This window comes from Microbispora sp. KK1-11 (genome assembly GCF_006874435.1).
Classification (GTDB): domain Bacteria; phylum Actinomycetota; class Actinomycetes; order Streptosporangiales; family Streptosporangiaceae; genus Microbispora; species Microbispora catharanthi.
The window spans coordinates 63,954-77,385 of sequence record NZ_VIRJ01000022.1; the positions used below are offsets into that span (position 1 = coordinate 63,954).

6 protein-coding genes are annotated in these 13,432 nt (G+C 75.2%); 1 reads left to right on the forward strand and 5 read right to left on the reverse strand.

The features are described 5' to 3' along the window. Positions 1-60: 60 nt before the first annotated feature. The gene (locus FLW16_RS27595) at positions 61-1,641 is read left to right on the forward strand and encodes a stealth family protein (protein WP_142563064.1); all 1,581 of its coding nucleotides are present in this window, start codon (positions 61-63) and stop codon (positions 1,639-1,641) included. Here the strand turns inward: FLW16_RS27595 and FLW16_RS27600 are convergent. The 5 genes from FLW16_RS27600 to FLW16_RS27620 form a co-directional block, all read right to left on the reverse strand. Beyond that, on the reverse strand, positions 1,608-3,278 hold the full coding sequence (locus FLW16_RS27600; RefSeq protein WP_142563065.1) for a glycosyltransferase family 39 protein: 1,671 nt from the start codon (positions 3,276-3,278) through the stop codon (positions 1,608-1,610). The two genes, FLW16_RS27595 and FLW16_RS27600, sit on opposite strands and share 34 nt — an antisense overlap. Then, positions 3,275-6,274, reverse strand: a complete 3,000-nt coding sequence (locus FLW16_RS27605) for a bifunctional glycosyltransferase family 2 protein/CDP-glycerol:glycerophosphate glycerophosphotransferase (RefSeq protein ID WP_185949617.1) — start codon at positions 6,272-6,274, stop codon at positions 3,275-3,277. The genes FLW16_RS27600 and FLW16_RS27605 overlap by 4 nt, the downstream gene beginning before the upstream one ends. 105 nt (positions 6,275-6,379) lie before the next feature. Next, complete coding sequence (locus FLW16_RS27610) at positions 6,380-9,775, reverse strand: glycosyltransferase (RefSeq protein WP_142563067.1); 3,396 nt, start codon at positions 9,773-9,775, stop codon at positions 6,380-6,382. A gap of 39 nt (positions 9,776-9,814) precedes the next feature. Continuing rightward, positions 9,815-11,428 carry a glycosyltransferase gene (locus FLW16_RS27615; RefSeq protein ID WP_185949618.1) on the reverse strand — a complete coding sequence of 538 codons (1,614 nt, stop codon included), beginning with the start codon at positions 11,426-11,428 and terminating at the stop codon, positions 9,815-9,817. Beyond that, positions 11,425-13,326 (reverse strand): glycosyltransferase family 2 protein, encoded by a 1,902-nt coding sequence (locus tag FLW16_RS27620; RefSeq protein ID WP_142563069.1) that lies wholly within the window; start codon positions 13,324-13,326, stop codon positions 11,425-11,427. Before FLW16_RS27620 ends, FLW16_RS27615 begins: the two co-directional genes overlap by 4 nt. Positions 13,327-13,432 lie beyond the last annotated feature (106 nt).

Sequence of the window (13,432 nt, forward strand, 5' to 3'; positions counted from 1 at the left end):
CGTAAACCATGCGCCAATCCGGTCGCCGATCGGTTACAGTCCGTGTTCGAGGGGGAGACCATGCCCGTTGTCACGTTGTACCGGCGGCTGCAGGGGCGGCTGCCGTCGTGGGAGCCCGCGCCGCGGGCCGCGCTCATCCGGGCGGACGCGGGTCCGCTCCAGGCCCAGCGCGAGACGCTGGACGTGGTGTGCGCCCTGCTGACCGAGGCGAATGTGCCGTACTTCTGTGTGCGGCCACTGCCCAACCGGCCGCCGGTGATCGCCGTGCCCGAGGACGACCGCACCCGCACGTTCGCCGCGCTCGCGGCCGGCAGTCATCCGCTGTTCGCGGCGCGGCAGCCGTACGGCAGGCAGGGGGCGCGGGCGCGCCAGGCGGACGCGGGCCGGATGCGCCCGGTGCGGCGGGCGGCGGCGCTGCTCGGCGACGCCAAGGTCGTGCGGCTGGCCATGTATTTCGCCAGTCCCTCGCGCACGCTGATGCTCGGTCCTGAGAACGGGTGCGACCTGGAGTTCTGGGCCCGGGAGGGCGACGAACTGGTCGCCCCGAGGCCGAACCCCGCCTGTGACCGCGTCCCCGCCGACGGCCCCGCCGTGGACGGCGGCGAGGAGCTGTTCACGCCGCTGGCGTGCGCCGCCCGCCGCGCCCGCGCCTACCGCACCCGGCCGGAGTTCGCCCGGCGGCTGCTCGACGACATCGACTTCCCGATCGACGCCGTCTACACCTGGGTGGACGGGGACGACCCGGCCTGGCGGGCGCGCCGCGACCAGGCCGAGCGCGACGAGGCGCTGCGCACCGGCGCCCCGCTGAGCGAGATGGCGACCACGGAGGCACGGTTCACCAGCAGGGACGAGCTGCGCTATTCGCTGCGCTCCCTGCTGATGTACGCCCCCTGGATCAACCGGATCTGGATCGTCACCGACGGCCAGACGCCGTCGTGGCTCGACACCTCCCACCCCATGGTCGCGGTGGTCGACCACAAGGAGATCTTCACCGACCCGTCGGTGCTGCCGGTGTTCAACTCCCACGCCATCGAGACGCAGCTTCACCACATCGACGGGCTCAGCGAGCACTTCCTGTATTTCAACGACGACTTCTTCCTGGGGCGGCCGCTGCCTCCCCGGACGTTCTTCGAGGGCAACGGGATCACCCGTTTCTTCCCCAGCACCGTCCACGTGCCGTTCGGCGTTCCGGAGACCGAGGAGTCCCCGGTCCACGCCGCGGGCATGAACAACCGGCGCATCCTGGAGAACCTGACGGGCCGCACGATCACGCAGAAGCTCAAGCACGTGCCGTACGCGCTGCGCCGGTCGCTCATGTACGAGCTGGAGGGGCGTTTCGCGGCGGAGTTCGCGGCGACCGCCCGCAGCAGGTTCCGCACGTCGCGGGACATCTCGGTGGTGTCCTCGCTGGCGCACTACTACGGCTACCTGAGCGGGCGGGCGGTCCCCGGCACGGTCGACTACACCTACGTGGACCTGTCGCTGCCGAAGACGCCGGCCAAGCTGCGCCGCATGCTCGCCCGGCGCAGGCACGACGTGTTCTGCCTCAACGACACCGCGCCCACGACCGATGACCAGGACGCGCTGCTGGCGCGGTTCCTGGATGCCTACTTCCCCACCCCGGCGCCGTTCGAGCGGTGAGCGTGCCGCAGGACGTACCTGTCCACGAACAGGCCGCGGAAGGTCCAGCGGCCGGCCGGGGCGAACGAACGCGCGACCAGGGCGCGTCTGCGGGCGGGCATCGCGTTCTTGCCCGTGTGGCCGACGACCCAGAGCGTGCGCAGCCCGTCGAGCCGGGCGGCGAGCACCCGGGTGCCCACCTCGCGGCCCGGGAAACTGCCGTCCTGCTCGGGTGACCGGGCCAGCGCCACGTCGCGGAGCCTGCCGAAGACCGACGGGTAGACCGTTTCGTACTTCCTGACCTTGGCGGGGACGAACAGCACCCCGTCGCCCGGCTGCGCCTCGGCCGCGAGCAGCGCCATGACCGGCCGCGGGTCGTCCTGCCTGCCGTCCGGCCCCCGTGTGGCGAGCTGCCCGGGAACCGACAGGCCGAGCCAGGCGGTCAGCACGGCGGCGGCGAGGCCCGGGGGCAGCGCGGCCAGGCCCGCCCCGGCGAGCAGCGCCGCCGCGGGGACGCAGCAGAAGACGTAGCGGAACACATACACGGGATGGGCGGCCCAGGAGGCCGTGAGCAGCGCCAGCGCGGGCACGAGCAGCCACGGCAGCGTCAGCCGCACGAGCGCGTCGAGCGTCGCGGGAGGCTTTTCCGCGGGCGTCTCGGCGGGCTTTTCGGGCTTTTCCGCGGGCTTTTCGGGCTTTTCCGCGCTGCGGGCCGCGCGAGCCCTGCGGACGCCCACGACCGCGGCGTACGCGAGGCCGAAGAGCGCGAGCGCCCAGGTCAGGGGGGCCACTCCGGGCCCGGTCGCCCCGCCGAGGTCGCCGAACAGCTGGACAGCCAGCCTGCCCACGTCGGCCGCCGCCGGCCGGGGAATCCACTCCACCTGCGCGCTCTGCCGCGAGCCGAGCCAGGCCAGCGGCGCCACGGCGGCGAGCGCCGGCGTCGCCGCGCACGCCCACCGGAGCAGCGGTCCCCTCGACAGGATCACGGCGACGCCGTGCGCGCCCACGACCAGGAACGCGAACAGGTTGAGGTAGGCCAGCACGGTCAGCGCCGCCGCGTACGCCGCCAGGACCGCCGACGTGGGCGACCGCAGCACGCGCAGGAACAGCAGGGTCACGCCGACGGTCGCCGCCGCCGTCATCGCGTACGGCCGGGCCTCCTGGACATACCTGGAGAAGATGGGCATCAGGGCCAGCAGCACGCCGCCGTACAGGCCCGCCCGGGGGGCGCCGAGCGCGCGGCCGATCGCGCCGGTCCCGGCGGCTGCCAGCGTGCCCGCGAGGACCGACGGGATCCGCAGCGCCACCTCGGCGGTGCCGGACAAGCCCGCGACGACGTGCATCAGCGCGTAGTAGAGGCCGTGCACCGCGTCGACCGACTGCAGCAGGTGCGCCAGCTGGGGGAAGGTGCGGCCGACCGCGCTGACGGTGGCCGCCTCGTCCCGCCACGGCGGCGGCCCGCCGAGGTCCCACAGCCCGGCGGCCAGCGCGAGAACGGCGGGCACGACGATCACGACGGGCGGCCGGTCCAGTCTCGCGGCCCGCTCGGGCGTCTCGGCCGGGCCCGCCGCGGGGACCGCGGGCGCGGTGCGTGGCGTCGGCGTTTCGGCCGTACGGCGGGGTGAATGGCCGGCCGCGTGCCGGAACGGGCGGGTCATGGCCGCATGCGCGCGACCACGCGCGCCGAGGCGTGCCCGTCGTCCCACGGGCAGTATCTGCGGGCGAACCGCTCGTAGCGCCCCGCGAACTGCCCGAGGTCGCCGTACCGCAGCACGTCGATCACGTCGTCGGCGGTCCCGAGGACGGGCCCGGGGGCCTCGGCCTCGAAGTCGAAGTAGAAGCCGCGCACCTCGTCGCGGTAGCGCTCCAGGTCGTGTGTGAAGAACACCATGGGCCTGCCGGTGCACGCGAAGTCGAACATCGCCGACGAGTAGTCGGTGACCAGCACGTCCGCGGCGGCCAAGAGATCCGCCATGTCCGGAAATCTGGAGACATCGCGGACGCGGTCGCCGTTCGGGATCGCCATGTCCCGCGCCACCAGGTAGTGCGCCCGCACGAGCAGCACGTCGTCGTCGCCCAGCGCCCCGGCCGCCCCGACCGGGTCCAGCGCGAGCCGTCCGGTGGTGTCGTCGTCCCGCCACGTCGGCGCGTACAGGATGATCCGCCGGTCGTCCTGCAGGCCCAGCCGTCGCCGGGCCGCGCGGGCGCGTGCGGGATCGAACAACACGTCGTTGCGCGGATAGCCCGACTCCAGGATCTCCCCCTCGTAGCCGAACGCGCCGCGCAGCGCGGAGGTGGCGAACGGGCTCGGCGACAGCAGCAGGTCCCAGGTCGCCACCTGCCGCGCCAGTTCGTCGCGCGGCACCCGCTGCGCGTACGGCATGCCCTCCAGGTCGAGCCCCAGGCGTTTGAGCGGCGTGCCGTGCCAGGTCTGCACGACCGTCTGTCCGCGCGGCTTGCGATACCACCCCGGCTGCGTACGCCGGTTCGCCACCACGAAGCGGCTGGTGCGCAGCGCCTCCTCGTGCTCGCGGGAGCCGTACAGGACCAGGCGCACCCCCGGCGGGACCGCGAACTGCCCGTCCCGGGTGACCCAGACGATCTCCATGTCCGGGTGGCGGCGCGCCAGCTCCTCCGAGACGGCCCGGGGATTGCACGAGTACTGCCCGCCGCCGTAACTGTCGAACACCGCAGCGTCCCGCAGGGTCGTGCGGCGCGGCGCCGCCGCCTGCCGCCTGCGCGTCGCGTACGGCCCACGCTCGTGCGGGCCGAGCGCGGGGCGCACCGCGAGGCTCAGGTCGCCGTCGCGTGAGGTGCGGACGGAGATCTCGTGGAACCCGGTGACCCGCGGCCGCGGCGGATCGGCGATCAGGGCCGGGCTCAGGCGCACGCGTACGTCCCCGCCCGCCGGCGCCGGGGCGAGCACCCGCCACGTCCCGCTGCGGAGCGGAAGACCCTCGGCCGTCCTGCCGACGGCGGCCGTCCATGTCTCCTCGTCCTGGCGGACCGGCCAGGAGTGCCGCTCCGCGCCGCGCTCCAGGACGATCCGGCCGGCCGGGCACCGGCCCGTCCCCTCCAGGACCAGCTCGCCGGACTCCGTCCACCGGACCATGCTTATCTCGCCGTCGGACTCCGTCTGCCGGACCGTGCTTATCTCGCCGTCGGACTCCGTCCACCGGACCGTGCTGACGTGGCCGCCGGGATCGGGATGCGGGCCGCCGGCGGTGCGGGGGCCGAGCGTCAGCCCACGGTCACGGGTGAGGGAGACACGCACGTTCCCTGCGTCGAAGACGCGCTCGCCCGGGGCTCCGATCGCCCGGCCCGTCCGGGTCACGCCCCGCGCCCGGACCCGCGCGTGCAACGCCCACCGGCCGGCGGGCAGGGTGTCGAGGGCGATCACGGTCTCGAAGCCGGAGTCGTCGTGGCAGGCGACCGACTGGCGGGAGTCGGCGGTCACGTCGGGCCTGCGGGTCCGCCGCACCGGCAGCGTGATCCGCTCCTCCCCCCGCTGGAGCCACAGCTCGATCCGGCTGCGCCCGCTGTCCAGATGGGCGATGTACGCGTGGCCGGTCAGGGCGAGCCTGTCGTCCGCGCGGCGTACGTCGTCCACGCAGGCGACGAGCCGCAGGTCGCGGGTGGCGTCGAACAGGGAGCGCGGGAGCCGGGGGTCACGGCGGAAGGGGTAGTCGAGATACCAGCGGCGGGGCCGCAGCCCCCGCCGGAGCACGCCCCTGTGCCTGATCTCCGACGCGGCGAACGTCCGCAGCTCCGCCAGCTCGCCGGTCATGCGGTGGGCGGCGAAGTGGATCTGGAGCCGCCTGAGGACCGGCAGCCGTTCCACCGCGGCGGGGTCCAGGCGGCCCAGGCGGCCCAGGACCTCGGCCAGCGCGTCGGGAACCCGGCCGCGTACGGCCTCCAGCACGGCGTCGAGGTCGGGGCCCTCCGCCAGGCGCAGGTCGTAGGCCGTGCGCAGCCGCGGCGCGTGCCGTCCGAGCAGGTCCGACACCTCCAGCATCGCCTCCAGGCGGCGCAGCGGGTCGGCCGGCGGCCGGGACCCGCGCGTGAGGCAGACCACGTCGCCGAGCACGTCGGCCGAGGTGGACAGCACATGCGCGGGAATCGTCACCGGGAAGTCCTCACCCAGGCCCGTGGGGAAGGCGAACCCGTGCCGGTTCCAGAACTCCCGGCGGAACACCATGCCGCCCGCCCGCGGGTCGTCCAGCAGCTTCTGATGCCGGGTGATGTGCGTGCGCAGCCTGGGCTTCGCCGCCGGGACGGGGGCCTGGCCCGGCGCGTACGGCGTCCAGGTGCGGATCCGGCCGCAGGCGAGGTCGGAGCCGGTGTGGTCGAGGGCGCCGACCAGCGCGCGGTAGGCGTCCGCGGGGACGACCGAGCCGGGGTCGGCGAAGGCGAGGTAGCGCCCGGTGGTGAAGGCCGCGCCCGCGTTGCGGGCCGTGCCGGGGTCGTCGCCGCCGTCGCCGAGTGTGAGGAGCGTGAACCTGTGGTCGGGCGGGCGAAGGCCACGCGGGCGGCCGACGAGGATCACCTCCATGTCGTCCAGGGTCTGGTCGCGCAGGGATTCGAGGCACTCCTCGGCGTGTTCCTCCCCGCCGTGCAGGGGGACGACCACCGAGAGCCTGGCAGGCACCGTCACGCCGTCAGGATGCCGACGCGAGGCCACACGCCACCCGGCCCATCCCCATTGCCTTACGGTCGCTTGGGCAGCTCTTGACCCACGAGCCATCCCGGATGGCGGCGGTCAGCCGAACAGGGCGTCCACCACCCGGCGGGCGGCCTGCCCGTCGGCCATCGGGCGATACCTCGCCAGGAACGCGGCGTACGCGTCCCGGTGCTTGTCCGCGACCTCGCCGAGGTGCGCGAGCGCGTCAAGCACCTCGTCCTCTCCCCCGGCGCCACCATGCAGCACCGGCCCCGGCGCCTCGGGCAGGAGCCACAGGTCCCGCGGCCGGCCGGCGTGCAGGAGCACCGGGCGTCCCGTCACGGCGAAGTCGAACACCGCCGCCACGTCCCCGGCGATCAGGACGTCGGCGGCGAGGTACAACTCGTGCGGGTCCGGATGGCCGCTCACGTCCCGCAGACGGACGCCGTCCGTCCCGGCCCCCATCGGATGACGGACCAGCAGGACGTGGTCGCCGGTCAGTCGCGCCGCGAGGCGTCCGGCGTCGAGCGTGTCGTGCTCCCCCGCGACGTACAGCAGGACGTGGGCGCGCTCCGGCAGGCCGAGGCGGCGCCGCACATCGGCGGCGCGCTCCCGGGCGCCGGGTCCGGTCAGCAGGTCGTCGCAGGGCAGGCCGGTCTCCAGCGCCTCTCCCTCGAAGCCGAACGCCCGCCGCAGCAGCGGCGTCCACCACGGGCCCGCGGAGACGAGATGGGTCCACTGACCCGCCCGGGAACCGCCGACGGCGGCGTCCCTCGATGTGTGCACGGGCTGCTGCCAGGTCTGCACGACCACCTGGCCGGGCCTGCGCTCGAACCACGGCGGCAGCGGCGCGTCGGTGACGACGTAGCGGCACCGGGCGAGGGCCTCGTAGTGCTCCCGACCCAGCTTGCGCACCGGTTCGACGTCGCCGGGCAGGGCGACCTGGCCGTCCCGCACGTTCCACAGCAGCGGCAGGTCGGTCCCCCGGCGGCGCAGCTCCTCGCAGACCGCCCTCGGACTGCCGCCGAAGCGGGTGCCCGCGCCGCCGTCGAACAGGACGGCGTCCCGCAGCGGCCTGTCCCTCATCTGGGGATAGGTCCTCGTGCGCAGCACCCGCTGGGCCTTCTTGCCGCGCTCGTCGGCGGTCAGGTCGCCGCTCACGGTCAGCACGGCCCGGCCCGGACCCGACGTGACGACCCCGAACGTACGGCGGGCCGTCTGGTGGGCCGCCGGCACGTCCGTGTCGAACTCCAGCGGCAGGTCCGTCCACTCTCCCCCGGCGGCGCGTGCCCGGATCGCCAGGGCGTACCGGCCGCGCGGCAGCGGCAGCGGCCCGGCGGGCGAGCCGACCTGCTCGGGCGTCAGCCGCGCCCGGAAGCGGGTTCCCGCTCCCTCGATCGGCAGCAGCCACTCGCCGCGCCCCGAGGTGATGGGGCCGAGGGCGGCCACCACCAGCGCCGACATCACGTGCGGCACCGCGAGGCCGCCCTCGATGAGCAGTTCGCCGCCTCCCCCTCGGCGCGCGGGCAGCCATTCTGCGAGATCGGCGTACGCCGCGACGGGCTGATCCCGCAGCACCAGGACGCCCGTGCGGTCGCGCGTCACGACGATCTCCCGTCCGGCCAGGCCGTACCGGCCGGTGGGCACGTCCTCGGCGACGGTCACGGGCGTCACGGTGCCGTCGGCGGCCCGCACCTCGACCTCCCACCACGCCTCGGGCGCGGCGACCTCCGCCGGCACGGCGATGCGCGGGGTCCGGGACGCGGGCAGCAGGTCCCGCAGGTCGACGACGGCCTCGAACGTACGCCGGTCGACGTGCACGGGATAGGTGCGGGGAACGCCTCCGGGCCGCCGGGTGACCTGGAGCACCGGGCTCGGGCCGAGGTCGTTGACGACGTGGCCCACCAGGCGCAGGCGGCCGTCGCGCACCTCACGCGTGACGACCCGGGCGGTCTCCCGCTCGGCCCGCAGCACGAGGACTCCGGTCTCTCCGAGCAGCGGCGCGACGTAGTGGTCGGGGCCCACGGTGCGATACCCCGCCTGCTCGACGGCCGAGGCGGCGGCGCGCGGGTCGCTCAGCCGTCCGCGCCGCAGGACGCCCCGGTGGAGCACGCGCAGCTCGACGTGCCACCGCCCGAGCCGGCCGGGCCTGGCCAGGGTCGCGGGGTCGATGGTGAGCCGGAAGCCGCCCCAGTCGCGCTCCTTCGACTTCGTGGACACCCGGGCCCTGATGACCGAGGCCGGCACCCGGACGCGCCGCCCGGTCCGCTCGTGGACGAGGACGGCGAAGACCTGCTGGTGGACCCGCCGGGTGGGGCGCAGGAACGGCGGGGCCGCGCGTCCCTCCACCACGAGCACGCCGTTCTCCCAGCGGACGGCGTCGATGCGGTGACGCGGGACGAGTTCGTCCCTGGCCCTGGTCACGGCGGCGGGGATCTCACGGTCGGCGGCGCGGGCGAGGGGCACGTTCAGATGGTGGCCGCCCATCCTGCGGACGAGCCGCCGGTCGGGGGTCACCTCCCGGTCCCAGGCCAGGACCTCCAGCAGGTCGGCCAGGCGGCGCAGGCGCACCAGGTGCCACTGTAGGCGCCGCAGCGCGGGCAGCCCGTCGAGCACCGGCGGCGCCACGTCCTCCAGGTACAGGCCGGCGAGGTCGAGGAAGCGCTCCCGGAACGCCGGGGAGGCCTGGTCGAGCACGTCGAGGAAGTTCGTGAGGTCGCCGTCGAGCACGGCGTGGTCCCAGGCGTGGATGTGCGCGGTGAAGTTGTGCTCGCTGAGGAAGCGGCGGACCTCGGTGACGGCGGCGAACCGGTCCTCCAGATGCACGGCCCGCGTCTTGTCCTGCGTGATCGAGCGGCCGCCGCCCTCGCGCCGCCGCCACAGGTAGACCGGCGCGGGCAGCACGTCCACGGCCCGCGCCAGGAAGTGGGCGCGCAGGGCCACCGCGATGTCCTCGTAGAGCACGCCTTCGGGGAAGGCGAACCCGTGGGCGTCCCAGAACGAGCGGCGCCACAGCTTGTTGGTGACCAGCCGGTCGCGCAGGAGCGCGTGCGCCCGGGTGATGTGGGTGGCCGCGGCGGCGTCGGCGAAGACGGCCCGGTGCATGGCCGACTGGCGGGCGCCGCGCCCGTCGAGGCGCAGCACGTTGCCCGTGGCGAGGTCCGATCCCGACCGCTGCAGGGACGCCAGGAGGCATTCGAGGGCGTGCGCCGGCAGCAGGTCGTCGCCGTCGAGGAACATCAGGTGCTCCCCGGTCGCGTGCCGCACGCCCGTGTTGCGCGCCGCCCCGAGCCCCGCGTTGGCCTGGCGGACCAGCCGGAACCTGCCGTCGCGCGCCGCGAAGCCGGCGGCGATCTCGGCGCTGCCGTCGGGCGAGCCGTCGTCGACCATGACGACCTCGATGTCCTGCCAGGTCTGCGCGGCGACCGAGGCCAGGCAACCGGCGAGGTACGGTTCCACGTCGTAGATCGGGATGATCACGCTGAGGCGGGGCACGGGCGGTCCTTAGGGTCGGCGAAGCGGGAAACACGCGGCTCAGGCCGGGCGCACGAGCGCGCGCAGGCGCCTGCGGAGCAGCCGGGCGGTGCGGCGCAGCGGCCGGGAACCGGAGCGGCCCTGATGGCGGGGACCGCCCAGCGCCCTCGCGGTCCCCGCCTCTCCGGGAGCGTCCGTCCAGGCGCGGCCGGGCACCGGCGGGGCGGTCGTCGCGGCGAGCGCGGCGGGCAGGAACCCCCATTTGTCGCCCGCGTCCCACACCGTGCCGTACATCTCGTGGACCAGGTCGCCGAGGTCGTCCCCCGGCCCCGCGCAGTGGCGGGCGCGGCTCATCGCGGCGGTCCGCTCCAGCCGGGCGTGCACGACACGGCCGTCCTCGCGCTCGTCCAGCGCGAGCGAGACGATCCCGAGCCGCTGCCGGTCGGCGTGTTTGACCACCGAGCCGATGGCGCCGCGCGACGGCACCCAGCCCGGCGGGCAGTGGAAGCGGAACGGCACGGGGAAGCAGTCGTCCGGCACGGCCTCGCGGAACCGCACGCGCGGCTCGCCCTGGTAGCACGCGAGCACCAGCCGCAGGTCGAGCGAGGGGTCGCCGAGCGGGTCCCGCCGCCCGCCGCCGAGCCGTCCCCACGGCCCGACGACCGTCACCCGCACGTCGGGCAGCCGCCCGGCGAGCACGGCGTCGACGGTCGCCCTGACCTCCTCGAACGACGCGTCCCCCACCTCGACCACGACCTCGACGTACGGCACGAGGTAGGTGCGGTGGGGGTGCCTGCGCAGCCAGCGGAAGCTCGGGACGCGCTCGGCGAGGTGGGGCCAGTTGTGCCGCTTCACGTCGGGCTCGCGGCGCATGACGGTGGACCGGCCGAGGTGCCAGCACCGGCTGCGGCGGTCGGGCACGAACACGGCCCCCGCCTGGGCCAGCCGGTAGCCGAGCTCGGTGTCCTCGCCGAGGACCAGCGAGGCGTCCAGCCCCCCGGCGGCGCGCAGCAGGCGGGCGGGCAGCGACGCGGTCGCCCCGACCATCACGGAGAACGCGCTGAAACCGGCCGCACGCAGGTCGTCGGTCTGGTCCCAGCGCCGCTCGGTCCACTGCGGCGTGGCGTCCTCCTCGGCGAAAAGCTTGGGCACCGCACCCGCCTCGACGGCCGCGAGCACCTCGCTCGCCGGGACCTCGTCGAGGCCGGGCACGAACCGCAGGTGTCCGAGGACGACCAGGTAGTCGGCCAGGTGGTGCCAGCGCATCTGGGCCTCCACGTGCTCGGGGAACAGCACGAGGTCGGCGTCCAGGTAGAGGATCACCTCGCCCTTGGCGGCCTCCGCCCCCGCCGCGCAGGCGCTCGCCCTCCCCCAGGCCCCGCCGCGCGGGCGGACCACCCGCAGCCGCTCCGGCAGCGGCCCGGATGATGACACTGCCGGCGACTCGGGCGGCGGCTCCATGGGCCGCTCGCCGTCATCCACCACCACGACCTCCATGAGGTGGGCCGGGTAGGTCTGCCGGGCCAGACTGGCCAGCGTCAGCGGCAGCGTGCGCTCCGCGCGGTATGCGGGGATCACCACGCTCACCGTGAGCGTGGGGGTCCACTCCCCCGGCGCGGGCGGCTCTCCCAGCACCCCGTAGTCGTTGAGCGGGATGCGCGCAGCCCCCGTCACGTCCTCACCTCCGCCCGCCATCGGGCACCGTCCTCCATCAGTTCGTTGAAGACCAGCCCGCGCCACTGCTCCTGGTAGGACGCGAGGAACGACTGCACGGGCTGGCGCCAGGTGTGGCCGTAGGCGCTGCGGCGGCGCAGCACGTAGCCGAGGCCGTGGGTGCGGTAGATCCGGCCGCCGACGGCCTCCACCGCCTGCAGCAGCTGACCGTCCACGGTCCTCGCCAGAGGCCGGAAGCCGCCGGCCGCCTCGAACGCCGCCCGGGTGACCAGCATCGTGCCCCCGGCCACCAGCGGCGCGAACCGCTCGGTGCCGATGCACCTCCTGATCGTCACGTCGAGCGGCTCCAGGTAGACGAACTCCGCGGCCGAGCCGACGAGGTCGGCGCCGCTGTAGCGCCGGGCGAGCAGGAGGTCGGCGAGATGGTCGGGCCCATACCAGTCGTCGTCGTCCACCTTGGCGAGGTACGACCCGGAGGCGACGGCCGCCATCCGGTTCAGGACCTCCCCGAACGGCGTCGCGGCGGGAGCCTCGATGACGGTGATCGGCAGCCGCGTGCGGGGGATCGCCGCCTCCCGCGCGGTGAAGCCGTGGAGCCCCACGATCAGCTCGGCGCTCACGCCGCGCTGGCGCTCCATCTGCTCGACCGCGAACGGCACCATCTCCGGGCGGCGCGTGCACAGCAGGATCGAGACCCTCGGGTCCGGCGGCACCGGCAGGCCGGCGGCCAGGGCCAGACGCCGCCAGCGGGCGGCGGCCCCGTGCGCGCGCAGCGCGGCCCTGCGCAGCCGGATGCTCAGCTCCTCGCGGCGCAGGTCGGACGCGAGCGCCTCATCGGTCGCGGCGGCGAGCGCGGCGGCGAGGGCGGGGCCCAGCGCCCGGTCGCGGGCGGGATCGGGCGCGGCGAGCACCGGGATCCCGGCGGCCGAGAGGGCGGCCACGACGCGGGCGACCTCACTCGCCCGCCCCTGCCCTGCCTGTGGGGCGAGCACGGGCACCTCGATCCCGCGCACGTCCCGCAGGCGGGCGACGTCCACGTCCGTGACCCGTCCACAGGCCGGAAGCCGTACGAGCCGGTCCGCGCCGAGGGTGACGACGAACCCGTCCCGGTGCGCGGCGAGCGCCGCCATCCCCTGCGAGGGATGCTGGCGGAATCCGATGGGGTTGACCACGGCCTCGTCCAGCGGCGGCAGCGGGCCGTCCACCACCGGGCCGGCAACAACAGAGCCGGCGGCCACAGGGCCGTCCGCCTCCGCCCCGCGTAGCGGCAGGTCGCAGCCCGGGGCGTCGCGGCGGTCCGGCACCGGCCCGCCGGGGGGCGACAGCGTCACGTTGGGGTCGCCGGGCCGCCAGTCGGCCGTGACACCGCCCTCCAGTCCCGCCACGGGAGTGGTCGCCTCGCATCCGCCGAACAGTCCGTGCGCGACGTGGGCCACGACGTCACCGGCAGGCACCGGCTCGGTGAAGGCGGCCTCCAGGTGCCAGCCGCGGCCTCGGCGGGAGACCCGCATCTCGGTCAGGTGCCGCCAGCAGGCGCCCGGCGCGGCGACCGGCAGCGGCTGGGCCGCCCAGGGCGGCACGTCGGCGACGGCGATGCGCACGCGCGTCGTGGCGGGCAGCAGGCCGCGCAGCGGCACCGCCCTGCGCAGGTCGGCCGGGGACCGCGTGGCGAGCACGACGCATCCGATCGCGCCGGTTCCGTCCGGCGCCGCGTCCCGTGCGGCGTCCCTGCTCGCGTCCGCGTCGTCCACCGGAGCGGTCGGGAGGCCGGGGACGGGAACGTCCTCAAGTGGGGTCCAGGGACCGGCGAAGCCCTCGACGAGGCGGCCGAGCAGCGTGGGACAGGACTCGAACCCGATCCACGTCCCCCACGCCGACCGGGTGGCGGTTCGCGTCACCCGCCCTCCTCACGCTGCCCGGTTCCTCTTCCGACCGGCCCAGCATCGCGAACCCCACTCGCGAGGGGGCAGCCTTAGTCCCTTCCTTGGCCGAAGGTTTAATCGC